The organism is Enterobacter cloacae complex sp. GF14B, assembly GCF_004136805.1.
Lineage (GTDB): Bacteria > Pseudomonadota > Gammaproteobacteria > Enterobacterales > Enterobacteriaceae > Enterobacter > Enterobacter hormaechei_C.
Genome location: NZ_QFRV01000068.1, coordinates 1 through 25,002 on the forward strand (window position 1 = coordinate 1; position 25,002 = coordinate 25,002).

Annotated in this window: 23 protein-coding genes, 1 tRNA gene and 1 pseudogene; 12 read left to right on the forward strand and 13 right to left on the reverse strand. The window is 55.9% G+C overall.

What is annotated here, in order from left to right; all coding sequences use genetic code 11:
- The 6 genes from DD606_RS18770 to DD606_RS18795 form a co-directional block, all read right to left on the reverse strand.
- Positions 1-525 (reverse strand): MFS transporter (locus tag DD606_RS18770; RefSeq protein WP_176691450.1); only part of this gene is annotated, 525 nt, incomplete at its 3' end.
- Positions 526-771: 246 nt separating this feature from the next.
- The gene (gene pheP / locus DD606_RS18775; RefSeq protein ID WP_129258975.1) at positions 772-2,160 is read right to left on the reverse strand and encodes a phenylalanine transporter; all 1,389 of its coding nucleotides are present in this window, start codon (positions 2,158-2,160) and stop codon (positions 772-774) included.
- Between the two features lie 102 nt (positions 2,161-2,262).
- Positions 2,263-4,236, reverse strand: a complete 1,974-nt coding sequence (locus DD606_RS18780) for a PhoX family phosphatase (RefSeq protein ID WP_022650528.1) — start codon at positions 4,234-4,236, stop codon at positions 2,263-2,265.
- Between the two features lie 127 nt (positions 4,237-4,363).
- Positions 4,364-6,547: a TonB-dependent siderophore receptor gene (locus DD606_RS18785; protein WP_023324262.1), complete on the reverse strand. Its 2,184-nt coding sequence runs from the start codon at positions 6,545-6,547 to the stop codon at positions 4,364-4,366.
- A 200-nt stretch (positions 6,548-6,747) separates the two neighbouring features.
- Positions 6,748-7,023: a DUF1471 family periplasmic protein YahO gene (gene yahO, locus DD606_RS18790; RefSeq protein WP_003858898.1), complete on the reverse strand. Its 276-nt coding sequence runs from the start codon at positions 7,021-7,023 to the stop codon at positions 6,748-6,750.
- A 225-nt stretch (positions 7,024-7,248) separates the two neighbouring features.
- A tRNA-Arg gene (locus tag DD606_RS18795) sits at positions 7,249-7,325 on the reverse strand.
- A 303-nt stretch (positions 7,326-7,628) separates the two neighbouring features.
- Here DD606_RS18795 and DD606_RS18800 point away from each other — a divergent pair.
- The 3 genes from DD606_RS18800 (at position 7,629) to fimZ (ending at position 10,474) form a co-directional block, all read left to right on the forward strand.
- Positions 7,629-8,291: an EAL domain-containing protein gene (locus DD606_RS18800; protein WP_129258981.1), complete on the forward strand. Its 663-nt coding sequence runs from the start codon at positions 7,629-7,631 to the stop codon at positions 8,289-8,291.
- Positions 8,292-8,315: 24 nt separating this feature from the next.
- Complete coding sequence (locus DD606_RS18805) at positions 8,316-9,032, forward strand: response regulator transcription factor (RefSeq protein WP_022650524.1); 717 nt, start codon at positions 8,316-8,318, stop codon at positions 9,030-9,032.
- An 809-nt stretch (positions 9,033-9,841) separates the two neighbouring features.
- Positions 9,842-10,474, forward strand: a complete 633-nt coding sequence (fimZ, locus tag DD606_RS18810) for a fimbria biosynthesis transcriptional regulator FimZ (RefSeq protein WP_003858901.1) — start codon at positions 9,842-9,844, stop codon at positions 10,472-10,474.
- A gap of 50 nt (positions 10,475-10,524) precedes the next feature.
- Here fimZ and sfmF read toward each other — a convergent pair whose 3' ends face one another.
- From sfmF to fimA, 6 genes are all read right to left on the reverse strand, one after another.
- Entirely contained in the window at positions 10,525-11,046 is a 522-nt protein-coding gene (gene sfmF / locus DD606_RS18815) for a fimbria assembly protein (RefSeq protein WP_023315556.1), read from the reverse strand.
- A 9-nt stretch (positions 11,047-11,055) separates the two neighbouring features.
- Positions 11,056-12,063, reverse strand: a complete 1,008-nt coding sequence (gene fimH, locus DD606_RS18820; protein WP_003858903.1) for a type 1 fimbria D-mannose specific adhesin FimH — start codon at positions 12,061-12,063, stop codon at positions 11,056-11,058.
- Positions 12,056-14,614 carry a fimbrial biogenesis usher protein gene (locus DD606_RS18825; RefSeq protein ID WP_129258977.1) on the reverse strand — a complete coding sequence of 853 codons (2,559 nt, stop codon included), beginning with the start codon at positions 14,612-14,614 and terminating at the stop codon, positions 12,056-12,058. Before DD606_RS18825 ends, fimH begins: the two co-directional genes overlap by 8 nt.
- Positions 14,615-14,628: 14 nt before the next feature.
- Complete coding sequence (gene fimC / locus DD606_RS18830; RefSeq protein WP_023315554.1) at positions 14,629-15,321, reverse strand: type 1 fimbria chaperone FimC; 693 nt, start codon at positions 15,319-15,321, stop codon at positions 14,629-14,631.
- A 34-nt stretch (positions 15,322-15,355) separates the two neighbouring features.
- The gene (fimI, locus tag DD606_RS18835) at positions 15,356-15,898 is read right to left on the reverse strand and encodes a type 1 fimbrial protein subunit FimI (RefSeq protein ID WP_003858910.1); all 543 of its coding nucleotides are present in this window, start codon (positions 15,896-15,898) and stop codon (positions 15,356-15,358) included.
- Positions 15,899-15,967: 69 nt separating this feature from the next.
- Complete coding sequence (fimA, locus tag DD606_RS18840) at positions 15,968-16,531, reverse strand: type 1 fimbrial major subunit FimA (protein WP_003858911.1); 564 nt, start codon at positions 16,529-16,531, stop codon at positions 15,968-15,970.
- Positions 16,532-16,841: 310 nt separating this feature from the next.
- On the opposite strand from fimA, the gene folD reads away from it, so the two are divergent.
- The 5 genes from folD (at position 16,842) to DD606_RS18865 (ending at position 21,357) form a co-directional block, all read left to right on the forward strand.
- Positions 16,842-17,708 carry a bifunctional methylenetetrahydrofolate dehydrogenase/methenyltetrahydrofolate cyclohydrolase FolD gene (folD, locus tag DD606_RS18845; RefSeq protein ID WP_006809817.1) on the forward strand — a complete coding sequence of 289 codons (867 nt, stop codon included), beginning with the start codon at positions 16,842-16,844 and terminating at the stop codon, positions 17,706-17,708.
- A 2-nt stretch (positions 17,709-17,710) separates the two neighbouring features.
- Complete coding sequence (ybcJ, locus tag DD606_RS18850; RefSeq protein WP_022650521.1) at positions 17,711-17,923, forward strand: ribosome-associated protein YbcJ; 213 nt, start codon at positions 17,711-17,713, stop codon at positions 17,921-17,923.
- A 233-nt stretch (positions 17,924-18,156) separates the two neighbouring features.
- Positions 18,157-19,656: a PTS transporter subunit EIIC gene (locus DD606_RS18855; protein WP_129258979.1), complete on the forward strand. Its 1,500-nt coding sequence runs from the start codon at positions 18,157-18,159 to the stop codon at positions 19,654-19,656.
- Positions 19,657-19,739: 83 nt separating this feature from the next.
- Positions 19,740-20,756 carry a Mal regulon transcriptional regulator MalI gene (gene malI / locus DD606_RS18860; protein WP_023296051.1) on the forward strand — a complete coding sequence of 339 codons (1,017 nt, stop codon included), beginning with the start codon at positions 19,740-19,742 and terminating at the stop codon, positions 20,754-20,756.
- A 73-nt stretch (positions 20,757-20,829) separates the two neighbouring features.
- Positions 20,830-21,357, forward strand: coding sequence for a metal-dependent hydrolase (locus tag DD606_RS18865; protein ID WP_048243560.1), 528 nt, complete (start codon positions 20,830-20,832; stop codon positions 21,355-21,357).
- 88 nt (positions 21,358-21,445) lie between these two features.
- On the opposite strand, the gene cysS is transcribed toward DD606_RS18865, so the two are convergent.
- A complete protein-coding gene (gene cysS, locus DD606_RS18870; RefSeq protein ID WP_022650518.1) occupies positions 21,446-22,831 on the reverse strand; it encodes a cysteine--tRNA ligase in 1,386 nt (461 codons plus the stop codon).
- A gap of 175 nt (positions 22,832-23,006) precedes the next feature.
- Here cysS and ppiB point away from each other — a divergent pair, with 175 nt between their 5' ends.
- From ppiB to DD606_RS18890, 4 genes and pseudogenes are all read left to right on the forward strand, one after another.
- Positions 23,007-23,501, forward strand: coding sequence for a peptidylprolyl isomerase B (ppiB, locus tag DD606_RS18875; protein ID WP_000256009.1), 495 nt, complete (start codon positions 23,007-23,009; stop codon positions 23,499-23,501).
- Between the two features lie 3 nt (positions 23,502-23,504).
- Positions 23,505-24,227 (forward strand): UDP-2,3-diacylglucosamine diphosphatase, encoded by a 723-nt coding sequence (lpxH, locus tag DD606_RS18880; protein ID WP_022650517.1) that lies wholly within the window; start codon positions 23,505-23,507, stop codon positions 24,225-24,227.
- Between the two features lie 118 nt (positions 24,228-24,345).
- Complete coding sequence (purE, locus tag DD606_RS18885; RefSeq protein ID WP_003858921.1) at positions 24,346-24,855, forward strand: 5-(carboxyamino)imidazole ribonucleotide mutase; 510 nt, start codon at positions 24,346-24,348, stop codon at positions 24,853-24,855.
- A pseudogene (locus DD606_RS18890) lies at positions 24,852-25,002 on the forward strand (5-(carboxyamino)imidazole ribonucleotide synthase); the annotation flags it as partial. The gene purE and the pseudogene DD606_RS18890, both read left to right, overlap by 4 nt.

Consider the following 25,002-nt stretch of genomic DNA (forward strand, 5'->3'; position numbering starts at 1 on the left):
CACCTGGAAAATGGTCACGCTGGACGCCACGCCGGTCACGCCGATGAAAATGCCCGCCACGATCCAGCCGATGGTGCCGAACACGCGCACCACCGGGAAGGTTTTATCCACGTTTGCCAGGCTGTGAAACGCGATGTTGTTGGTCAGCGCCAGCGTCGGCATGTAGCAGAGCGTGTAGCCAAACAGCAGGCCAATCAGCAGCGCGCCGTTCTCGGCAATCAGCGCCCCCGGCACGAACCAGAGGATCGCCGCGCCCGCCAGGTGCATCACCGCCATCACCTTCTGCGAGGCGAAGAAGCGGTCCACCAGCATGCCGAGCACGAACGGCGAGAGAATGGAAGCGATAGGCCCGGCGGAGAACGCATCGCCAATCAGCAAAGACATGTTGTGCTGGGTCATCACCAGGCCTAGCGTAACCGACCAGCTACCCCAGATAAAAAACTGCAGAAACATCATCAGCGACAGCCGCGACACCAGCAGCCAGTGCTGCGCTATCGTCTTTTCACTACTTTCAGTTGACACCATGATAAGCCTCACCCGGAAAAAAGTAATCGATTACAAATCAATTCAAATGAAAAAGTAATCGATTACAAAACAAAGATCCTGTGGATCGAAACAGATTTGGGAGGGGGGTCACGATAAAGATGAAGCAGTGTTTTGTAGGCCCGGTAAGCGCAGCGCCACCGGGCGTGAAGGCAGGTGCGGTCTGGTTTGGTGCGGTCTGTTGCCCTCACTCCGGCCCTCTCCCACAGGGAGAGGGAGAAAAACGGGCTACTTTTTACGTGAGAGCTTAAACGCGATAAACAGGAACACCACCCACACCGGCAGCAGCATCGCCGAGAGGCGCATCTCATCCATGGTGCACATCAGCACCAGAATCAACGCCAGGAACGCGATACAGAGGTAGTTCCCCGCCGGGTAAAGCAGCGCCTTGAACTGCGTTTCGCGCCCCTTGCGGCGCATCGCGGCGCGGAATCGCAGGTGCGCGAGGCAGATCATGATCCAGTTCAGCAGCAGCGTAGCGACAACCAGCGCCATCAGCAGGCCGAAGGCCTCTTTCGGCAGCAGATAGTTGATCAGCACCACCAGCGAGGTAATCGCCCCGGAAAGGAACAGCGAGTTCACCGGCACGCCGCGACGGCTGACGCGGGTGAGGAATTTCGGCGCGTTACCCTGCACGGAGAGACCAAACAGCATGCGGCTGTTGGAGTAAACGCCGCTGTTATAGACCGACAGCGACGCCACCAGAATGACGAAGTTCAGCGCAGAAGCCACCACGTTGCTGTTCAGATCGTGGAAAATCATCACGAACGGGCTGCTGTCTGACTTCACTTCCACCCACGGGTAGAGCGCCAGCAGCACCACCAGCGAGCCGATATAGAACAGCAGGATACGGTACACCACCTGGTTAACCGCTTTCGGGATGCTTTTGTGCGGATCGCGCGCTTCAGCCGCGGTGATGCCAATCAGCTCCAGCCCGCCGAAGGAGAACATAATGACCGCCAGCGAGAGGATCAGCCCTTTCCATCCAGTCGCCAGGAAGCCGCCGTGCTGCCACAGGTTATCGATCGTGGCGCGCTCGCCGCCGTGGCCGGAGAACAGCAGCCACAGGCCAAAGCCGATCATGCCGATAATTGCCAGTACCTTGATCAGCGCAAACCAGAACTCGGTTTCACCATACAGGCGCACGTTGACGAGGTTAACGGCGTTAATGATGATGAAGAAGGCCGCGGCCCAAATCCACGTTGGCACGTCCGGGAGCCAGTACTGCATATAGATGCCGGCGGCGGTCAGCTCGGCCATCCCGACCAGCACGAACATCACCCAGTAGTTCCAGCCGGAGAGGAAACCTGCGAACGGCCCCCAGTATTTATAGGCAAAGTGTGCGAAGGAGCCGGACACCGGCTCTTCAACGACCATCTCGCCGAGCTGGCGCATGATCAGGAAGGCGATAATCCCGGCGATACCGTAACCCAGCAGAACCGCCGGGCCAGCCATCTGTATAGCGGGGCCGATGCCGAGAAACAGCCCGGTACCGATCGCGCCGCCAAGGGCAATTAACTGAATATGTCGATTTTGCAAACCACGTTGCAGCGTCGGACTCTGATCCGACGAAGCTTCAGCGCTACCATGGCCTGAAGCGGATGACGCGTCTTTCACGCCCTACCCCTGTCTCTTTTTTAGAAGGGGCACGTTTTAACACTTCATGCTGGTGGTAGCAAGCTTAACGCCGGGCCAGCGCATGCGCCCGGCGGATAAACGTCACGACCCGATGATCCCGCCGTCCGCTTTGGTAATCACCACCGTTGACGATCGCGGACGCCCGTTCGGGCTGGCGTCTGGCCAGTTGGAAACAGCGCGCGGATTGGCCGGGTCGGTAATATCATCCCCGCCCTCCCCCGGATGCTGAATGTTGATAAACAGCGTGCGGTTGTCCGGCGTAAACGCAATGCCGGTGATTTCGCACCCGCGCGGCCCGGTCAGGAAACGGCGATACTCGTTGGTGCCCGGAATGGTGGCCACCATCTGGTTATTGCCCATCCCCTCGTACGCTTTCTTATTGATGGTGCTGGAGGAAACGTCGGTCTGGATCCACAGCACGCCCTGGTGATCGAACGACAACCCATCCGGGCTGCCAAATGCCGCGCCCTGCATCGAGCCTTTGGCTTTGGGATCGTCGCCGTCGGTGCGCCCGGCCATGACCAGAATATCCCACTTAAAGCGTGCGGCGGCAGGATCGGCACCCTCTTCGTGCCAGTGCATGATGTGACCAAACACGTTATTAGCGCGCGGGTTGGCGGCATCCACCGGCGCCTTGCCCTCTTTACCGCGATCGCTGTTGTTGGTGAGCGTACAGTAGACGCTGCCGCTGGCGTGCGGATCGACGGCTATCCACTCCGGGCGATCCATTTTCGTCGCCCCCACCACGTCGGCCGCCAGACGGGTTTTAATCAGCAGATCGCCCTGGCTTGCAAAACCGTTGCTTTTATCCAGGCCATTTTGCCCGAAGATCAGCGGCAGCCAGTCGCCGCTGCCGTCCTCGTTGAACCTGGCGACGTACAGCGTGCCGGACGTCAGCAGCTGCATATTGGCTTCCCGGTTCGCGGGATCGTATTTTTTATCCGAGACAAACTTATAGATGTACTCAAACTTCTGGTCGTCGCCCATGTAGACCACCACGCGATTATCGGCGGCGAGCGTGACGGCGGCCCCCTCATGCTTGAAGCGGCCGAGCGCGGTGTGCTTGCGCGGGGTGGAGGTCGGGTTGTAGGGATCGATCTCCACCACCCAGCCGAAACGGTTGGGTTCGTTAGGGGTTTTATCAACGCTGAACCGCTCATCCACCTCGTTCCAGCGGTACGATTCATCGCTGTCGCTGATGCCGTAGCGTTTTTCCAGCGGGTTGAGATCGGCTTTTTTGACAAAAATGTCCGACCAGTTCTCCTCGCAGGTGAGATAGGTGCCCCACGGCGTGTGGCCGTTGGCGCAGTTCTGCATGGTGCCCAGAACGCGTTCCCCCTGCGGGTCGGCGGCGGTTTTCATTAAATCCTGATGCCGCGCCGGGCCGGTAAGCTGCATCGGCGTATTGACGGTAATACGCCGGGCGAAGGAAGACGGACGCACTACCTCCCAGCCGCTGCCCGTTTTTTTCACTTCCACCACCGACACGCCCATCGCGTTCTGCCCCTTGCGGGCCTTGTCGAGACTCCAGTTCGCCGTACCGTCGGTAAACAGCATTCCGTTGTCGATGTACTCATGGTTCAGCGCCAGCAGGCCATGCTCCGGGTTTTGCGCCCCCTGCGGCAGGCTAAACCACGCCATGCCGTCGTGGTGCATGCCCGCCTGCACAGCCTGTTCGTCTGTGGTATTGCTGGCGTCCGGCTTAAAGGCCGGCATGTTGTCTTTGATCCCCGTCGGATCGCCCCAGCGATAGAACGGGCGGGCGATATAACCTTCCGGCACCCTGACCGTGTCTTCCGTAGAGACGTCGATGCTGGTAAAGCCCAGGGAAACCGCTTTTGCCAGCGCGGAAGGCTTCGATACCGCGGCAATCGCATTTTCGGGTGTGATCAGATACGGGAATGATACGGCAGCCCCCGCTACGGCCCCCATCTGGAGAAAACGGCGGCGCGAGAGGAACACTTCTGCAACCTCGGAGAATACCGGGTTAGCGCTGCGGTTACTGATATCGTCGCGATGTTCTTTTTTAAATACGGATTTGAGGGGTCTGCCCATAGCGGCTTCCTGTCATTGGCCAAGAGGTAAGGTTGTGGCGACCAGTGTAAGAAGCTTTTATTACAATTTTATAACACGACAACGAAGGGATTGGGGCGTCCCTGCCCCGGATAACGAGGTGGAACGCTTAGAACTCGTAGCCAACCGAGACTTTAAAGGTACGCGGCTCGCCCTGAGTAATGTAAGTACCGGAATCGTCCACGCTTGACCAGTAGTTCTCGTTGGTCACGTTGTCGATACCTGCCCGTACGGTCATCTGATTTTCATTGTGGTTCACCGCGAAGCGATAGCGCATGCCCAGATCCAGCGTGGTGTAGCTGTCCAGCTTTTTGCTGTTCGCAAGATCGGCATACTGCGTGCCGGAGTGGTTAACGCGCGCGGTCGCCGTCAGGCCTTCAATCGGCTTGATATCGTACTCTGCGCCCAGCACGGCGTAGAAGCTCGGAATACCGATCGCATCGTTGCCCTGATTGACGCCGTTTTTGGTTTTGGTCAGCTCGGCCTGCAACCAGGTGGCGCTGGCGTTCAGACGCATCCCGAGCATGGGCTCGCCGAAGACGTTCAGCTCCACGCCGCGGTTACGCTGTTCTGCATCCAGACCATAGTGACCGCTGTCGTCAAGGATCGCCGACGGCATTTTGATCTCAAACAGCGCCAGGGAGCCGCCCACGCGGCCAAAGTCCGCCTTTACGCCCACTTCGTTCTGCTTAGAGTGAACGATACCGGTGCTCTGGCCGTAGTTGTTTGCTGAGCGAGGCGCGGTTTCACCGGGCTGTAACGCTTCGGTGTGGTTGGCGTAGAGGGAAATTTCCTCCCACGGTTTATAGACTACGCCGTAGGTGGGCATCCAGCGGCTGCCGTCGAAACCGTCCGCGTCGTTTTCCGCACCGGTGATTTTGTTGTACCCGCGAATCACCACTTTCTGATGCCGCGCGCCTGCGGTGAACAGCAGCTTGTCGTCCAGCACGCCCAGGGTATCGCTCAGCAGCCAACCCTGCGTGCGGGTGCGCCCGCTGGTCAGCGGATCGCTGTATTTGCCGCCTGAGCCGTTGAGGTTGGAGCTGTCCGGCATATCGACGCCGGTGTTGTGGTAGATGTTGGTGGTCGGATTATCCTTCGTCGCCGACATTTTCCACGCGATCTTTTCGTTTTTGGTCATCGCCGAATAGCCAACATTGACCTTGTGCGAGACGAATCCGGTAGTGAAGTTACCGCGAATGCCCGCCATGCCGCTGACAGAATCGCTGATGCGGTTGGTATCAAGACGGCTGACCACCGCATTACCGCTCTTATCGAGGAGCTTCGGCGCGCTGTAGATCCCTTCTTCGTGCGCGTGCTGCGCGCCGAGACCGGTATACGCCGTCCAGCTATCGGTGATGTCATACTCGCTGCGCCACATCCCGAACTCGTTTTCGATATCGCTGTAGGCCCACTTCTGCGAGAAGTTGCGATCGTTCTTCGGCGGTTCAGGCACAAAATCCACCGCCGAGATGTTGACGCTGGTCGGGCTGCCGTGGAAGGTTTTTTTCTGGTAGCCCAGGTCCAGCGAGGTGCGGAAACGGTCGCCTTTGTAATCCAGACCAGTAGAAAGCAGCGTGGTGCGGCGGCGGTCGTTCGGCACGCCGGTTTCGCCTTCACGATGCACAAGGTTCACCCGCGCGCCAAACTGGTCATTATCGCCAAAGCGGCGGCCCGCATCCAGCGTGGTGCCAATCTGGGAATCCGAGGTGTAGTCCACACCCACTTTCGCTTGCGGGGTGTCGCCCGCGTGTTTTGGCTCAAGGTTGATCATCCCGCCCACGCCCGAGCTTGCGGCGCCGTTCATCAGGGAGTTGGCCCCTTTGAAGATCTCGATGCGGTCGACCATCTGGGCATCCACCACCTGACGCGGCAGCACCCCGGACAATCCGCCAAAGGTCATATCGTCGCCGTCAAACTTCAGGCCGCGAATACGGAAGGTTTCCGCGCTGTTGCCGTAACCCTGAACGAACTGCACGCCCGCGTCGTTGGCAACCACGTCAGCAATGGTTTTTGCCTGCTGATCTTCCACCAGCTTCGAGGTGTAGCTGATGATGTTGAACGGCACGTCCATGGCGTTCTGCTGACCGAGCATACCCATGCGCCCGCCGTTCGCCACCTGCCCGTCAAGGAAGGCGGGCACCAGCTGGTCGCCGCCGGGTTTGAAATCACTCCCCGCCGTGGACTGGACGACGATGGTGTCCTCTTTTTTCTCATCCGCCGCAAAAGCGGAGTGGGTTACCGCGCCGATGGCAATCGCCAGCAGCGTTTTGTGCATTGTGGTGTTGTTCATAATGAGCTCTTAACGTGCGCGCAAAAATGACCCGTTGTCGGGCCTTAAAAGTTATTAAAAGAAATGCAAATGAGAACTATACGCATTATGTATACGTAATCAAGTGTCAACGGCCTCTCTGAGCGAGAAGCGGCAAGAAACAATGTTGGGAGGGAGGTAGGGCGCGCAACCACCCCGAAACAGGGGTGGTTACTAAGGTATTATTTTTTCTTGTAAATATCGGCGGTGCCGTGAATTTTGTTGTTTGTATTACCGGAAGTCAGCACCAGTACATCAGCACCTTCTTTATCGGCCTTTTCGACCAGCTCTTTTTTCGCATCGTCGACAGAGACTTCGTTAGCCGTGCTCACGGTACCGATTTTTTCATACTGAGACTCAACTTTCTCAAACTCGTTTTTCGTCAGCAGTTCAGCCGCAAAGGTATTGGTGGTAAACAGAAATGCAGCGCCCATCAAAATAGCAGTCGTTTTTTTCATAACCTTTTTCCTTGAGATTAATCAGCAACTACAAAAAGCCCCACGAGTGAGAGTGAGGTGATATGAGCATGGTAGAGGAATAACAAAATTGCCACAGCGTAAGAAAAATACTGTTATAACAGTCAATTGTGCTGTGAAAAATGTGCGTTAACGCTACTTTCGCGATGGGTGTTTCATGAAGAAAATCAGGCTGGCTTGAAACTGGCGTAAGCGCCTGTTTTTAAATGGCACGCCCTGTAGGATTCGAACCTACGACCTACGGCTTAGAAGGCCGTTGCTCTATCCAACTGAGCTAAGGGCGCACGGAGAAGAGTGTACTTCGCGGTGGTGAAACGCCTGGAATTATACGGTCAATGCGTAGTGAGTCAATGCCTTTTCCGCCTTCTCTGGCGATAATGACTAGCTGATTGTAAATACGGCTGTTTTTTCAACATTTATCCCTCTTTTACGGGCTGCGAAAAGGCTTAGCCGCTTTTAAGTAACGCCTGCTGTTTTCCTGTTTACTTCACCTTCACACTGTCCTGCGGTATCCCGGCCGCCTGGAGGCTGGAAGTGAACAGGACGACGGAGTGACAGCGCCAGAGCAGACAGGTTTTCCCGCGTGCGTGCAGCACATCTCACACGACATTACAGGCATTAAGCTTGAACCTATTGTCGCCCTCTCCTCTTCACGCGCGGTGGGAGCCGAAGTGCTCAGCGTGCTGTCGCCGCATCAGCAAAGCGAAAGCTTTTTCCAGGACTGGTCAGCCACCCGGGCGCTTGTGTTGCTGGAAGCACAGATCGCCGCGTTAAAAAACCCCTTCCCTTGTGACAACCTTTTCATAAATTTGCCGATAACCGTTCTGACCATACCGGAAATGTTCCAGCGTTTACTGCAACTTAACAACCCACCGCTGAACATTGAACTCGTGGAACCTGCCTCGTTCTTTTCACTCTCAGACCCGGTACGTCAGAGGGTGAGTTGTGCGCTTCAGCAGTTGACCGCGCGGGGACACCGGATCTGGCTGGATGATATTGATGAAGCGTCAGGGCAAGCATTTTTATCCTGTCGCCTGCCGTTATGCGGAATAAAAATCGATAAGATCGCTTTCTGGCGTTTACGTGAAACGCCGGCGCTGACACAGCTGGTCACCCTTTGTTCAAAAATTGCTGCGAATGTGCTTATTGAAGGCATTGAAACAGAACGGGACCGTACATGCGCGCTTCATGCTGGCGCGCGCTTCGGTCAGGGATATTATTGGCCATCCTGGAGATGGCAGGAGGACTGAACGGTCATCGCCAAGAGGGAAGCTATGCGAATGACAGTACGCCGTTACCGGCGTCGTCGGACAGGAAGTGATTCACTGGGTTCTACGCACTCGCCTTTTGCTCTCCCATTTTTTGATCGTCTCGAATATTTGAGCCAGTCAATCAACCAGACCCGCAAAACCGATGCTCCCTTTATCATTCTGGTCACACAGGATAATTATTTCCGTTCCGGTTTTCTGAGCGGGCAGTCGCCCCTGAGCAATTGCTGCGACTATTCCACGCTTGATGCCGCTCTCAGTGATTTAAATCACTGGCCTTCATCGCGTCTGGTAGTTGACATTGAAAGCCGCGCCTCGCCGCTCATTGACCTGCTGGACCGATTACGCCGCCACAGCCTGTTCGCCCCCTACCTGACACCCTACCTGCTCGTCCGCGCCGATGATTATGATGCTCGCCTGTTTTGTAAAGCGGCTGGCCCTTTTCATGTGCTTGAACGCCAGCTTACGGCGTTGGCTATGCAACAAACCTTGCTGGAAGCACCGGCACCCGCCGGCAACCGCAAAGAGTGGTTTTCACGGGATGAATGGCCGATCTTACAGGCGCTGTCACAGGGTAGCTCCTTGCGTCAGATCGCGCAGTTACAGAACCGCCCATATAGCCGCATTATTTACCGTCTCAGCTGCATCCTGGCGAAACTTGGACTGAATCATCGTCATGAGTTGCTACATCTTCTCAACAACCTCTCAGATTTCACGTATTAACGTATTCAGTAACTTCTTAATTCCTAAAGACCTTTAGGAAATTACTTAGGAAACATGTTAAATTTTTGTGTTTTTTAACAAAACTTTCGATTTTATAACTATTCCTAATTCCTGGCCTTAAACCATGCGAAATGCTGCTGGTACGCTCAACGAGAGTGATTTTATCCATGCGTTAAGGTTCTGGCGCTTCCGTTAACAGGATGATAATGGTGTAAAAACAAGCGATTTACCTGTAAAAGAATGCGATGAGAGGTGAAGAAAACAGCAGATAGTGCTGTTCTGTTGTTGGGAACGGCAATTTGCCAGGAGACGTTTGAAACAGAGAGATGACGCACGAAATGGCGGATTTCAGGGATGGCGGGCAGGCGGGATGCTGGTTGTCACAGCCCGCTCACTGTTAACATTCATTTAACATACAGTAAAATCGTTTATTTTTTGTTATTACATAAAGATGAAAGTGTGTGGTAAATGCAATATCAGGACATTTTTGCTAATTTTAAAAAGTTAGTGATTCAGATCCAGAACATAATAATCAGCAATATATGGATATTAATTTACAGGCTTTTCGGACAATACTTAAACGGTATAATAAGACGTGTTTGACACGCGAATAAGAAAAATCATTTTGCCATAACCAGCCTTATGAGATAACTGCGCTGAGGCATTGATATCACCACTACGTAAACAAGGATGCTTTCGCTCTTCCCAGGGACATTTACCGTACAAGGATCTGCGCAATTATCCTTCCGGCTTTTCGAGAGTTTTAACAAAACTCAGCATAACGCTTTTAACAATCTGAGGCATAAAAAATGAAACCGGCATCCGTTATCATTATGGACGAACACCCTATCGTCAGAATGTCGATAGAAGTCCTGCTACAGAAAAATAAAAACATCCAGGTCAAACTGAAGTCAGGCGACAGCCACGAAGTGCTTGACTGTATACGCAACCACCCCATTGACCTGGTCATTCTCGATATTGAAATGACGGGCACGGATGGGTTCGTATTACTGAAAAGAATCAGGAACTTAAATAAAGACATTAAGGTTCTTTTCCTCTCTTCAAAATCTGAAGCCTTCTACGCAGGACGCGCCATCCGCGCCGGGGCAAATGGTTTTGTCAGTAAGCGAAAAGATCTGGGGGAAATTTATAACGCGGTGGAAATGATACTGACGGGCTATTCTTTCTTCCCTTCAGAAACATTAAGTTTTATAAACCATCTGGGGTCGCGGACGGGCGCCGCTGTGGATATGCCATTATCGAATCGTGAAGTGACGGTTCTGAGATATCTGGCGAACGGATTATCTAATAAGGAGATTGCGGATCAATTATTACTTAGCAACAAAACAATTAGTGCCCATAAGTCTAATATCTTTTCCAAGCTGGGCGTGCAAAGTATCGTTGAATTAATTGATTACGCGAAAGCGCACGAATTACTGTAATCCCTCTCTCTCCCTGCAACATATAATCGTCACAGGGAGAGTGGATACGATTAATTATAATTGATCATGAACGTTGCATCGGCGTCAGCCCGGCCCGGCTGCGGATTATCCGCCGTGGCGATATAATTGGCATAAAACGACAGTTCTGCATTTCCCTGCGCATCCACCGCCACCGTCTGGCTGGCCTGCTGCAACGCGAGGCGCGTTTTATCCCGGTCAAGGATCTCCACGGCCACGTTGCTGGCCGCGCTGGCATCATTCAGCGCCAGCAGGCTGTTATCATGCCCGTCCATCTTCCCCGTAAATGTGACCGAAGCTGCCCCCGGCGGGCATCCGGTCAGCTTCAGGGTGAACGGCACAGGCTGCGTCCGGCTCCCCGTTGTGCGGAGCTGTTTCGTGGGCCAGGTGCCGAGCGTGACGGTTTTATTGCTGTCGTCCCCCTCCGCCACGCAGGTAAAATCCACGATATTGCCGTAGAGCTGAATGTTAATTTCCCCAAGCGCCGTCTCTGCGTGTGCAGGGGAGCAAAGCGCAAAGAGCGCGACGGCTAAATACCGTATTCCGTTTCGCATATCTGCTCCTTAGTCGTAGTCGACGCGTAAATAGCCGCGAGAGGTAAAACGCCCCTCGGCAGGTTTTTTACCGGTCACGCTGACGGGCCACGCGCGGATCCCCACCTGTGCCTGAGCGCTGTCGTCCAGACGGAACGGGATTTTGCTGGTCAGGTTGTTGGGCGTCAGCGGCACGCCATTACTGTTGGCAATCACAAAACCCACATCCGCGTTATCGGAAACCAGCGTACTGCCTGAAACCTTCTCCGCTTCAACACGCATCGTGAGCATGGCGTTCGCCTCGACGTTGGTGCATTTTATGCCGATGGTTTTGCTTTGCGCTGAGATCCCCTCCGGCTTATTCCCAATGCCCGCTTTACTGAACAGGGAGGCGCCGATGTCTCCGAAATCGAACTCCACCACATTCCCGGCATTAATTTCACAGCTCTGAGGCACCTGAATGGTCCCGCTGTAGCTGATGGTATAAACCGGCGTGGTGAGCGGATCCGAGGAGGTCGTGGTGACGTAAACCCGGAACATGGTCGCCCGGGGGATCACCACCATATTAATAAAGCGTCGGGTCACCTTAAGCCGGAAGACGAGGCTGGAATCCTGTACACCAAACGGTTTGTTTTTAGACACGTTCGGATGGCTCCCCATCTGAATGTACTTTCTGGGTGGATAGAAGGTGCCAGCGTAGCTGTCGGTGATTTTCATCGCTCCGTCCAGATAGTCGTTAAGCTTCAGATACTGGTAGCCATCGCTGGTGCCCGTGACCGGGAAATCGGTAACATAGCTGCGCTTGGTGGTGTTCCCGGACGTTCCCTTAGGACAGACGGCGTTAACACCCACCCACTGAGACTTCTCGCTGAGTGTGACAATCTGCCCCACCTGGTTATTGGAGCTGTTGAATTTATCCGTCAGGTCGTAATACACCTCCGTCGGCACGCCATTTTCATTGACGCAGACGGTGGCGAACGCCTGAGATAGCGGCAAAAATGCCAGCAGGGATAGCCCCAGATAATGGATTTTATTCACAGCGGATCCCCTTAAGTGTGATCGCCTGTTGCAGGCTCTGTTCTGGCAGGCTGTAGGGCGCACGACACTGGGACTGCTTCCCGTCTCCCCACTGAATCAGCAGCTCCCCGCTCAGTGGCAGCCCGCTCAGGTAAATCTGACCGTCATCTCCCACCATGCTGGTTACGCCGCTCTGCGTCTCACGCACCACCGCCCCAAACGGCACAGGCTGGTTATCACGCTTAACGGTGAGCAACGCGCGCACGCCGATGCGGGTGTCAAAACTGGCGCGCACCAGCGCACCGTTCGTCGGCACGACGCTGGAAACGTTATTTTCAATGTCGGTGTTGTTGCTCATGGTGTTAGTGTCGAGCGCCACGCGGTTGTAACGGTACACCGTGGCGTACGGCATCACCGCATAGCCACGCCAGTCGGTTTTGACACCGGTCTGGTTTTCGACGCTCACGCCTGACGCGCCCGGCGCTTTGATCAAGACGTTGGTATCGCCCAGCGGCTGACTGAATGTGATGCCGTCTGAATGCCCTACCACGCCGCCGGAAAGCTGCCAGTTGAGGTCGTGCTGATCCCGCGTGTAGTTGTAGCCCACGCCCAGCGTACCGTACGTTGCCTGCCAGTTAGCGCTGGCGCTGCCGCTGGCACCGTTATTGCTGGTGTGGCCCTGCGTAACGCTGTAGTTCAGGTTACGATCTTTTAGCAGCGTTCCGCTGATCCCGGTCTGCCAACTGGTATCACCGTCGCTGTTACGGCTGGCAGAGGCCGTGGCATAGGCCCGATCGATCGCGTTATCGCGACGGTAGCCGTGACGGGTGAACAGGCTGAACGGGACGGAGACGTTGAACGAGGCGATCCGGTCGGTTCCATCAATGCCGACGGCCTTGTTCCACGACCAGGATAAGGCGTAGCTGACCCCTTTCACCCCGCCCGCGTAGCCGAGCTGATACCAGACGTTGGATTCGCTGGTGCCCCAGTAATTTTGCTGGCTGCCCGACACGTACACCGAGCCGTAATCGCCAAGAGACTGGGAGATATTGAGCTGGAAACGCCCTTTTTTATTCAGCGTCAGGTTGTGATAGCTCTGCACGTCCGGCACGCCGTCATCGTCCTGATCGTCGCCATACTGGTAGCCTTCCATTGTGCGCCAGGCCACATCGTCGAGGGTGTAGAAGCCTTTGGTCGAGTAGCGATAGCCCAGCAGCTGGAAGTTGGTACCGAATCCGTTAAGGGATTTTGCGTACAGGAACCGCAGGGACTGCCCTTCATGGCGGCTATCATCGGCAAGCTGGCTGCGGGCATGGGTGAGATCAAGTGAAACCGCCCCCCAGTCACCGAGGTTTTTACCCGCGCCAATGGCGATGGCGGTATAGCGCGAGGCCAGCTGCGTTCCGCCGTACAGCGTGTAGCCGTCGGCAAGACCCGCAATCATCGTACCCTGAGTAAAGAACGGCGTGTCCTGCTCGCTGTTGCCGCTGCGATAGTCCCCTGCCACCAGATCGTATTTCCAGCGTCCTTCACGCTGGAGCAGCGGAACGGTGGAATACGGGACGGTGTAGCGCTGCTGGCTGCCGTCATTCTCTTCCACCGTCACCTCCAGGTCACCGCTTGAGGAGGTCGGGTTAAGGTCAGTTATCGCAAAAGCCCCCGGCTGCACATAGCTCTGGTAAATCACGTATCCGTTCTGGCGGATCACCACTTTGGCAGGGGTGCGGGCGATTCCGCGTACGGTAGGCGCGTAACCTTGCAGACTGTCCGGGTACATACTGTCGGACGAATAGAGGCGACCACCGCGAAAACCGACGCTGTCGAAGACATCGTTACCGGTGTTGCTGTCGCCAAGCACCAGCTCGCTTTTCAGCGGGATGATCGTACGCTGCGCCCAGGTACCAATATTTTGCCAGCTGCTGTGCCGCTGGCCGTTGCTTTCGGTATAACGCCACGCGCCGTTATTGCGTAATCGCCAGGCGCCATAGTTCAACCCGCTTTGCAGGTTCAGATAGTAGCTGTCGTCGTCGCTGCCCCGGTTGCCGGTAAAGCTGTAGTTCAGCAGCGCGGCAGGGATGCCTTCATCCCACTGTTCAGGCGGAATATATCCGCGGGCGCTGTTTTGCATCGCCACCTGAGGCAGGCTGACGTTCAGGCGCAACGAGGCGAAGTTGAACGCCGCTTCGCTGCCCGGAATAGCCGTTGTGAGCGGAACGCAGGTATCGCCCTGCACGTTGCTCAGTTCCGGGAAGGCGGCGATATTGACGCCAAAGCGATCGAGCATCGCGCGCGTAATGCACGGCGACAAACCGCCTGCGACCGGCGGCGTGTTGTCAGCTTGCTCAAACCGCACGTCCTGCGTGCCGATAAACTCATCGTTACGCCAGATATCGACGCGATAGACGCCCGGTGCCTGCTGGTGGCCTTTTTCAAAACGCGACAAATCCGCGACGTTCGCCGTGTCATCGGAGAGAAACGCCGGGTTAAAGTAGCTTTCGCCCCAGCCAGCGAGTGGCCAGAGCGTTGCCATCAGTGCCAGCGCAACCGGGCAGTAACGCCATTGAGTGTTCATCGCCCTGTCTCTGCTCACAGGCTGACGCTACGCGCCGGCGTAATGGCGCCATAGTCATTCACACTCTGCCAGGAGAGCGTGCCGCTCGTAGCGGCAGGCAGCACCTGCTGCGCCGAGCTTTTAGGAGCAACCATCAGGTTATCCAGCGTCTGTCCGCCGAGCTTCAGATTGACCAGCGTGACGTAATACGGTGAGGCATTGCTCACCTTAAGATGGTTGCCGACGCGCTCAAAGCGCAGCTGTGAGAGCGCCTCTTCCGGCGGCATCGCCAGGTTAGCCGGGCGAACAAACAGCTTGATACGTGACAGAATAGCCAGTTGCAGGACGTTGTTGCCGTCCTGATGTTTTTTGCTGACGGAGGGAATCGCTTTGACGTTCATGTAAAAGAGCGATTCGCGATCGGCAGGCAGCGCCGGGCCTGCGTAGATAATGCGCAGGGTGTTTTCGCTGGCCGGCTCGCTGACAAACAGCGGCGGCGTGACGGCAAAGGTTTTTTCCTTTTGCCCGTTGGCATTTTCTATCCACGCGTTAATTAAATAGCGCTCTTGTTTATTGCTGTTGGTGATCGCCAGCGACGTTTGTTTGGCATCGGCCGGATAAATAACGCGCGTCGCACCCAGCGCAATTCCGCCGGACGCATTCGTGCTGGCAGAAACCATCATCAAAATAAAAGATAAAAACAGTCCAGGTTTAATCAGGGTGTTCATCACAACCGTACCTTTAATAATTAGTTCGCAGGCGTCAGGGATAAATCAACGTAAACCAGACATTCGACTGAATAGTGCCTGGTACAAGGTGTTCGGAAATTGCCCGGTAGCGGGCGCTGAAATGAAATACCAGCTCGCGGGTGTTAATGGGTAACCAGCTCACCGCCGTCGCGTTCGGGATGATCTGACGTTGCTGTTCGTCAAAAAGCGCCAGCCCGACACCACTGCTGACCGCATTTTCCCCCGGCCGCGATGTCGCCAGGAAAACCTGCGGGTCTTCTGCCGGTGTCACTCCCTGGAACTGGATCCCCACGGTGCGGGAGACGTCCACGCTGCAATCCAGCAGACGTACGGTGAAAGGCACATTAACCGTGGAAAAGCTGCCGACGCCGGAAAAGGCGTTTGTGCGGTATTGCCCCATATCCACGCGCATATTCTGGCTGTCCGGGGCCACGGCGCAGCCGCCGTTAACCAGCTCTCCCCTGAGGTGTACTTTGCCGCCGTCAATAACCACGGTATGTGCGTTTACCGCTGGGGCAATCGCAAGGGCGCACAGCAGTATCCCAGTCCTTGTCATCCTTCGCTCCCGGTATAGGCGATCAAAAGACCTCTTCCCTGAGGCCAGCCACATCCCTGTACTCTGGCATTACTCGTATTTCATTACGAATGTTGCGTCCGCGTTTGCCTGGCCTGGCTCGGTGGTCGCCGCCGTGGCTTTATAGCGCGCGGTGAAGTTCAGGGTGTTAGTCCCTTCAATCAGGTTCTGCGCCGCAGAGAAGGTTGCACCGTCCGGGGTCAGCGTGGAGGATTTGCTGTCGAGGATCTCAATACCTACGCCCTTCGCGGAGTTGTCGTTGTTACCGGAGCTTACCGCCAGCAGCGTTTTGTCGGTGGCGTCGATCTGGCCGGTAAACGCGACAGCAGCGGTTTTCGCTACCGCAGGATCGCAGTCGTTCAGTTCGATGGTGAACGGAATATTGGAGGTGGTGTCACCCACTTTAGTGAATTTCGCGGTACGGTACTGGCCAAGATTAACCGTCTGCTCTGAAGAGTCAGTATTCACTGAACACGCGGCATTCACTAATTCACCTTTAAAATGCACCGTACCACCGTTTACAGATACAGGCGCTACCGGATCTTCTGCGTGAGCGGCACCCGCGACCAGGGCCAGAGTTGCAATAACAGTAGAAGCAATGTTGCTGAGTTTCATGTCTATTCCTTTAAAATGTAAATAACCCTTCCCGCGCATATTCGGGAATAAGAAATACGTTCAATTAAAAAATTGAAGACTTATTTCGGAGAGGACAAAGTAGCTCAGGAATCTATTTTGTAATATGTCAAAACGCTGCCATTTAGCCAGGTCACATCCTAATCACCTCTAAGAAATTGACCATGCCCTGAGAAGGGATTTTGCGGGACATCGATGAAATCTCGTAAAGGGTGACTGACAGCGGCGCTCGCTTCTGACAAAATACAGGCAATCCCCCCTTTCTAACGTTACAGACGGAATCTTCTCTCTGATGGCAGCAAAGATTATTGACGGTAAAACGATTGCGCAGCAGGTGCGCTCTGAGGTTGCGGAAAAAGTGAAGGCGCGTAAAGCCGCCGGATTTCGCGCCCCCGGGCTGGCCGTTGTGCTGGTTGGCAGCAACCCGGCTTCGCAAATTTATGTCGGCAGCAAACGCAAAGCGTGTGAAGAGGTGGGGTTCGTCTCCCGCTCTTACGATCTGCCGGAAACCACCAGCGAAGCGGAACTGCTGGAATTGATCGACACCCTGAATGCCGATAAAGAGATCGACGGTATCCTGGTTCAGCTGCCGCTGCCTGCGGGCATCGACAACGTGAAGGTGCTGGAGCGTATCGCGCCGGACAAAGACGTTGACGGTTTCCATCCGTATAACGTAGGCCGCCTGTGCCAGCGCGCGCCGCGCCTGCGTCCATGCACCCCGCGCGGCATCGTGACGCTGCTGGAGCGTTATAACATCGATACCTATGGCCTGAACGCCGTGGTGATTGGCGCCTCCAACATCGTGGGCCGTCCGATGAGCATGGAGCTGCTGCTGGCGGGCTGCACCACCACCGTCACCCACCGCTTCACCAAAAACCTGCGTCATCACGTCGAAAACGCCGATCTGCTGATCGTTGCGGTCGGCAAGCCGGGCTTTATTCCGGGCGAGTGGATCAAAGAGGGCGCAATCGTCGTGGACGTGGGTATTAACCGCCTGGAAAACGGCAAAGTGGTTGGCGACGTGGTGTATGAAGATGCCGCAGCGCGCGCATCCTATATTACTCCGGTCCCGGGCGGCGTTGGCCCGATGACGGTAGCAACACTGATTCAGAATACCTTGCAGGCGTGCGAGGAGTATCACGACGTAGAGGACGCGTAATCATGGCAACTTTTTCTTTAGGTAAACACCCGCACGTTGAGCTGTGCGATCTGCTGAAGCTGGAAGGCTGGAGCGAAAGCGGCGCGCAGGCGAAAATCGTTATCGCCGACGGGCAGGTAACAGTAGACGGCGCGGTGGAAACCCGCAAGCGCTGCAAAATTGTCGCGGGTCAGACCGTGAGCTTCGCAGGTCAGAGCGTGACCGTGACGGCCTGAGCTGTCTGATGCCCTCACCCTAACCCTCTCCCACAGGGAGAGGGGATAAACATCCCCTCACACCCATCACGGTTAATTATCGATCAACTTCAAATAATCACTATTCCCTCTGGCGAAATGTGAAATTTAAGTTGCGCGATTTTCAGACTTTCCCCACGATAAGTAGAACGTTCTACTAAAACGTTCTACTTACAATAACAGCGCAAAAAAAGCGCTACTCGGGGGAAATCAGCATGAGCCTGATATCAGGGTTTGTTAAATCGCTGTCTAAGTTATCGATGATTGGTCGCGCCTTAATGCTGCCAATTTCACTGCTTCCCGCTGCGGGCCTGTTGCTGGCCTTCGGCGATAAGTTCCACTTGCCGCTGATGATGAACGCAGGCGGGGTTATCTTTGATAACCTGCCAATGCTCTTCGCCATCGGCTCTGCCGTCGGACTGGCTTCGGAATCCGGCATTGCCGCTCTCTCTGCGGCGGTCTCCGTGTTTGTCACTAACATCACCATCAGCACCGTGCTGAGCATTACGCCGGAATTGGCCTCCCAGGGCGGGAAATACGCCATGGTCGTCGGCATTCCGACGTTACAGATGGGCGTCTTTGGCGGCCTGATCTGCGGTATTCTTGCGGCCTGGTGTTACAACCGCTTCCACACCATGCAGCTGCCGGAATTCCTCGGCTTCTTCTCCGGCAAGCGCTTTGTGGCGATTGCGACGGCGTTTCTGTCGTTCCTGCTCGGCCTGCTGCTGCCGTACGTCTGGCAGCATATTCAGTCCGGCATCGACGCCCTGTCCGTGGTGGTGAACGGCGATAACCAGGCGGCCTCGACCTTTATCTTCGGGCTGGTGGAGCGCGCGCTGATCCCGCTCGGCCTGCACCACATCTGGTATCCCTCCTTCTGGTATTCGTTCGGGGATTACACTACCCAGGCGGGTCAGGTGATCCACGGCGACCAGACCATCTGGTTCAAGATGCTGGAAGAGGGAGTGAAATCCTTCAGCAGCGACACCTACCAGAACGCCGGGAAATTCATGCAGGGCGAGTTCCCGCTGATGCTGTTCGCACTGCCCGCGGCGTGTCTGGCGATGTACCACGAAGCGCGCACGAAGAATAAGAAAATCGCGGCCGGTATTCTCTTCTCCGCCGCCCTCACCTGCTTCCTGACGGGCATCACCGAGCCGGTAGAGTTCACCTTTATCTTCGTGGCGCCGATCCTTTACGTCTTCAACGCCATCATGGCAGGCCTGGCGTACATGACCATGTACCTGCTGCATGCGCATATCGCCAAGTCGTTCTCGGCGGGCTTTATCGACTACCTGTCGTTCGGGATCCTGCCGTCGTTTAACGGCTATCAGACCAACTTCCTGAGCGCCATTATCATCGGCATTCCGATGGCATTAATCTACTACTTCACCTTCCGCTTCGTGATCCGCCGTTTCGACGTGAAAACGCCGGGCCGCACCGAAGTGACCGCCAGCGCGAATGACAAGTCCGATTCCGAACTTGCCACCGAAATCATCGGCCTGCTGGGCGGTGCGCAGAACATTGATTCCGTCGGCTCCTGCATCACGCGTCTGCGTCTGGAAGTGGCGAAGAGCGAAGCGGTGGACCGGGACGGGCTGAACGGGCTTGGCGCGCGCGGCGTGGTGTTCGTGGGCGATAACGGGATACAGGTGATTTTCGGGGCCAGAGCACAGTTTATCGCCCAGACGATGTCCACGATGATTGGCAAATAATAAGATGCCTGAAGGAGGCGTCTCCTGTACGCTGGGGGTCGCCTCTTATCTGGCTGATAATCGGTAAATTTCAGGGAGCGGTTTTGAAGAAAGTCAGCATTATTGATGTCGCAAAGCATGCGGGCGTGTCGGTTTCTACCGTTTCGCTGGTGCTGCGCCAGAAAGGGAAGATCTCAGAGGCGACGATCGGGAAGGTCAATGCCGCCATCACAACGCTGGGCTATGTTCATAACGTCGCCGCTGCCAATCTTCGCGCCAACACCTCCAACCTAATCGGACTGATCCTGCGCGACTTCAGCGACAGCTTTTCCATCAAGGTGATGGCGAGCATCGTTCAGGAGCTGGAGAAGCAGGGTTATATGGTTTTTCTCGGTCAGCCGCTGAATGACGGCGAACATCTTGAGCGTACCCTGCTCTCGTTTAAGCAGCAGGGCGTGGCGGGCGTCATCTACCTGGCGTCGGACACCCGCGCCGCCTCTCTCCCGGAACACATTCGCCACTGCCCGCTGCCGCTTGTGGCGGTTTCGCAGTCATTGCTGGAAGAGAAATGCAACCTGGTGATGCGCGATAACCGCCAGGCGGCGAACCTGGCCGCGCGTTATCTTATCGAGCGCGGGCACCGCAACATCGCCTACATTGGCGGGCGCGACGGGTGCCGTATCCGCGAGCAGCGCCTGCTCGGTTTTCGCAGCGCGATGACGCAGAACGGCCTGGTCTGGCGTGAGGAATATTCTCCCGCCTGCACCGATGACACGCAGGCGGCGGCCATGGCGACTCGTCAGCTGCTGGAGAAGAACAACACGATTACCGCCCTGCTCTGCCATTCACCGGACGCGATGATCGGTTCGATCTCCGGTATTCACCAGGTGGGGCGCACGGTGGGCAAAGACGTGTTTTTAACCCAGCAGGTGGCGCTGATTGGTTTTGAAGATATGCTCCACGTTAATCTTACATCACCGTCACTGACTTACGTTTCGTCTGCCAGCGAAGAGACCGGCCGCCAGGCGGCAGGGCTGATGATCCGCAGGCTGAAAGAGCCGGATCTGCAAACGCAGCGCATTACCCTCTCCGGGCAGCTTATCGCGCGGGAATCGGCGTAAAATCAGAATTTAGCACAGGTTTGCTGCGGCGGATCTGCTGCTATATTCCCATGATTTGCCATGGATAAATGCAATGCCTACCGTTATCACCCACGCTGCCGTACCTCTGTGTCTGGGCTTAGGGCTCGGAACCAACGTCATCCCACCCCGCCTGCTGTTTGCCGGGATCGTCCTCGCCATGCTGCCCGATGCCGATGTACTGGCGTTTAAATTCGGTGTTGCCTACGGGAATATTTTCGGCCATCGCGGTTTCACTCATTCGCTACTGTTTGCCCTGGTGGTGCCGATACTCTGCGTGCTGGCAGGCCGACGATGGTTCAGGGCCAGCCTGACGCACTGCTGGCTGTTTTTAACCGTGTCGCTGCTGTCGCACAGCCTGCTGGATTCGATCACCACCGGCGGGAAAGGCGTCGGCTGGCTGTGGCCCTGGTCAGATGAGCGCTTCTTTGCGCCGTGGCAGGTGATCAAAGTCGCGCCGTTTGCGCTGTCGCGCTATACCACGCCATACGGGCATGAGGTCATTATCTCAGAACTGCTGTGGGTGTGGCTGCCGGGGATGGTGCTGATGGGGATGTTATGGTGGAGAAAACGTGCGCGCTGATGCCCTCACCCGGCCCTCTCCCACGTGGAGAGGGGGAAAACCTAACAATTCCCTCTCCCTGTGGGAGAGGGTTAGAGTGAGGAGAAAATTACTTACGACGCCAGGTGGTTCCCTGCGGGCCATCTTCCAGAATAATGCCCATCTCGGTCAGACGGTTACGCGCCGCATCCGCCGCCGCCCAGTCTTTCGCCTGACGCGCTTCCAGACGCGCTTTAATCAGTGCTTCAATTTCCGCCACTTCGCCGTCGTCCGCCTGCGCGCCGCTTTGCAGGAACACATCCGGCTCCTGCTCCAGCAGGCCGAGCACGGAAGAGAGCTTACGCAGATGAGACGCCAGCGCATTGGCCGCCGCCATATCTTCTGACTTCAGGCGATTCACCTCACGCGCCATGTCGAACAGCACGGAATAGGCTTCCGGGGTGTTGAAGTCGTCGTTCATGACCTCAACGAAGCGGGCTTCGAACGCCTCGCCGCCTGCGGCTGGAACAGACTTGTCGGTGCCGCGCAGTGCGGTATACAGACGCTCCAGCGCAGCGCGCGCCTGCTTCAGGTTCTCTTCGCTGTAGTTCAGCTGGCTGCGATAGTGGCCAGACATCAGGAAGTAACGCACGGTTTCCGCGTCGTAATACTTCAGCACGTCGCGCACGGTGAAGAAGTTACCCAGCGATTTCGACATCTTCTCGCGGTCAACCATCACCATCCCGGAGTGCATCCAGTAGTTCACGTACTCGCCGCCGTGAGCACAGGTGGACTGCGCGATTTCGTTTTCGTGGTGCGGGAACATCAGATCCGAACCGCCGCCGTGGATGTCGAAATGGTTGCCCAGCTGCTTGCAGTTCATCGCGGAACATTCAATGTGCCAGCCCGGACGCCCTTCGCCCCACGGTGATGGCCAGCTTGGTTCGCCCGCTTTGGACATCTTCCACAGCACGAAGTCCATCGGATTACGCTTCACGTCAACCACGTCCACGCGCGCACCGGCCTGGAGCTGGTCCAGATCCTGGCGGGAAAGCGCACCGTAGGTTGGGTCCGTCGGCACCGAGAACATCACGTCGCCGTTGTCCGCCACATAGGCGTGACCGCGCTCGATCAGCTTTTGGGTGATATCAATGATTTCATGGATATGGTGGGTCGCACGCGGCTCGCTGTCCGGGCGCAGAATATTTAAGGCGTCAAAATCCTTGTGCATTTCGGCGATCATGCGATCCACCAGCGCGACAAAGCTTTCGCCATTTTCATTAGCACGTTTAATGATTTTGTCGTCGATGTCGGTGATATTGCGCACATACTTCAGGTTGTAGCCCAGGAAGCGCAGGTAGCGTGACACCACGTCGAACGCGACAAAGGTACGGCCATGGCCGATGTGACAGAGATCGTAAACCGTAATACCACACACGTACATGCCGACTTCCCCGGCATGGATAGGTTTAAATTCCTCTTTTTGGCGCGTCATTGTATTAAAGATTTTTAACATCGAAGATTCCATGTAAACACGTGTGTGGATTGTTTGTGCCTTATAATACCCATAATTCGGAGTACGGTCAGCACACAATGCAAGGTGATCGTGTCCTGTGGTTATGCTATAACAAGCCCCTATATGTGACCCGAGCACGGGTCGACGCACCACAATAACGGAACAGGATGCAAAAATGGTTACTTTCCACACTAATCATGGCGATATCGTAATCAAAACCTTTGATGACAAAGCGCCTGAAACAGTTAAAAACTTCCTGGACTACTGCCGCGAAGGTTTCTACAACAACACTATTTTCCACCGTGTGATCAACGGCTTTATGATCCAGGGCGGCGGTTTCGAGCCTGGCATGCGCCAGAAAGAGACGAAAGAAGCGATCAAAAACGAAGCGAACAACGGCCTGAAAAACACCCGTGGTACGCTGGCAATGGCCCGTACTCAGGCGCCACATTCTGCAACCGCACAGTTCTTCATCAACGTAGCGGACAACGACTTCCTGAACTTCTCTGGCGAAAGTCTGCAAGGCTGGGGCTACTGCGTATTCGCAGAAGTGGTTGAAGGGATGGACGTGGTCGACAAGATCAAAGCCGTTTCTACTGGCCGCAGCGGTATGCACCAGGACGTTCCTAAAGAAGACGTTGTGATTACAAGCGTGACCGTCAGCGAGTAATTCGTGGCGACACTCTTTATTGCGGATCTACATCTGCAAACAGAAGAACCGGCGATAACCGCCGGTTTTCTGCGTTTTTTACGCGGTGAAGCGAAAAACGCCGACGCGCTGTACATTCTGGGCGACCTGTTTGAGGCCTGGATTGGCGACGACGATCCGAACCCGCTGCACCGTGAGATGGCTGCGGCCATTAAAACGCTGGTGGATTCCGGCGTCCCCTGCTATTTCATTCACGGCAACCGTGATTTCCTGATCGGCCAGCGCTACGCCCGCGAGAGCGGCATGACGCTGCTGCCGGAAGAGCAGGTGCTAAACCTCTATGGCCGCAATATTCTGATCATGCACGGCGACACGCTCTGCACTGACGATACCGGCTACCTGGCGTTTCGCGCCAAAGTTCACACCCCGTGGATCCAGAAAGTGTTCCTCGCCCTGCCGCTGTTTATTCGCAACCGCATCGCCGCCAGAATGCGCGCGGGCAGCAAGGCCGCCAACAGCAGCAAATCGATGACCATCATGGACGTCAACCCGCAGGCGGTGGTGAAGGTGATGGAGAAGCATCGCGTTCAGTGGCTGATCCATGGCCATACCCATCGTCCCGATGTTCATTCCCTTATCGCCAACGGCGAGCCCGCCCATCGCGTGGTTTTAGGGGCCTGGCACAGCGAAGGATCGATGGTCAAAGTCACGCCGGAAGGTGTTGAACTGATCGCCTTCCCGTTTTAACCCTCCCCGTCTTTTCGCCCATTTCCCGACCACGCAACCGTTTTCCTTGCCGGTATTACATGCTATTCTCTGTGCCCTCGAAAGCAGTGTGTTCCGCACCACAGGAGTTTTAAGACGCATGTCTTCCCGCAATAATCCGGCGCGTGTCGCCATCGTGATGGGGTCCAAAAGCGACTGGGCTACCATGCAGTTCGCCGCCGAAATCTTTGAAATCCTGAATGTTCCGCACCACGTCGAAGTGGTTTCCGCGCACCGTACGCCGGATAAACTGTTCAGCTTCGCCGAAAGCGCCGAAGAGAACGGTTACGAGGTGATCATTGCCGGTGCGGGCGGCGCAGCACATCTGCCGGGCATGATTGCCGCCAAAACGCTGGTGCCGGTACTGGGTGTTCCTGTGCAAAGCGCCGCGTTAAGCGGGGTTGATAGCCTTTACTCTATCGTCCAGATGCCGCGCGGTATTCCTGTCGGTACGCTGGCGATTGGTAAAGCGGGTGCGGCAAATGCCGCCCTGCTGGCCGCGCAGATCCTGGCGACGCATGATAAAGAGTTACATCAGCGTCTGGCGGAGTGGCGTAAAGCCCAGACCGACGAGGTGCTGGATAACCCGGATCCGCGGGGTGCAGCATGAAGCAGGTTTGCGTTCTTGGTAATGGTCAGCTTGGCCGGATGCTGCGTCAGGCCGGTGAGCCGCTGGGTATTGCCGTCTGGCCCGTCGGGCTGGATGCCGAGCCGGAAGCCGTGCCGTTCCACCAGAGCGTGATCACCGCCGAAATTG

Coding starts and splice junctions, on each gene's coding strand:
- DD606_RS18780 (WP_022650528.1), bottom strand. CDS start 4,236: ATGGGCAGACCCCTCAAATCCGTATTTAAAAAAGAACATCGCGACGAT.
- DD606_RS18785 (WP_023324262.1), bottom strand. CDS start 6,547: ATGAACAACACCACAATGCACAAAACGCTGCTGGCGATTGCCATCGGC.
- yahO (WP_003858898.1), bottom strand. CDS start 7,023: ATGAAAAAAACGACTGCTATTTTGATGGGCGCTGCATTTCTGTTTACC.
- DD606_RS18805 (WP_022650524.1), top strand. CDS start 8,316: ATGCGAATGACAGTACGCCGTTACCGGCGTCGTCGGACAGGAAGTGAT.
- fimZ (WP_003858901.1), top strand. CDS start 9,842: ATGAAACCGGCATCCGTTATCATTATGGACGAACACCCTATCGTCAGA.
- sfmF (WP_023315556.1), bottom strand. CDS start 11,046: ATGCGAAACGGAATACGGTATTTAGCCGTCGCGCTCTTTGCGCTTTGC.
- DD606_RS18825 (WP_129258977.1), bottom strand. CDS start 14,614: ATGAACACTCAATGGCGTTACTGCCCGGTTGCGCTGGCACTGATGGCA.
- fimC (WP_023315554.1), bottom strand. CDS start 15,321: ATGAACACCCTGATTAAACCTGGACTGTTTTTATCTTTTATTTTGATG.
- fimI (WP_003858910.1), bottom strand. CDS start 15,898: ATGACAAGGACTGGGATACTGCTGTGCGCCCTTGCGATTGCCCCAGCG.
- fimA (WP_003858911.1), bottom strand. CDS start 16,531: ATGAAACTCAGCAACATTGCTTCTACTGTTATTGCAACTCTGGCCCTG.
- folD (WP_006809817.1), top strand. CDS start 16,842: ATGGCAGCAAAGATTATTGACGGTAAAACGATTGCGCAGCAGGTGCGC.
- ybcJ (WP_022650521.1), top strand. CDS start 17,711: ATGGCAACTTTTTCTTTAGGTAAACACCCGCACGTTGAGCTGTGCGAT.
- DD606_RS18855 (WP_129258979.1), top strand. CDS start 18,157: ATGAGCCTGATATCAGGGTTTGTTAAATCGCTGTCTAAGTTATCGATG.
- DD606_RS18865 (WP_048243560.1), top strand. CDS start 20,830: ATGCCTACCGTTATCACCCACGCTGCCGTACCTCTGTGTCTGGGCTTA.
- cysS (WP_022650518.1), bottom strand. CDS start 22,831: ATGTTAAAAATCTTTAATACAATGACGCGCCAAAAAGAGGAATTTAAA.
- ppiB (WP_000256009.1), top strand. CDS start 23,007: ATGGTTACTTTCCACACTAATCATGGCGATATCGTAATCAAAACCTTT.
- purE (WP_003858921.1), top strand. CDS start 24,346: ATGTCTTCCCGCAATAATCCGGCGCGTGTCGCCATCGTGATGGGGTCC.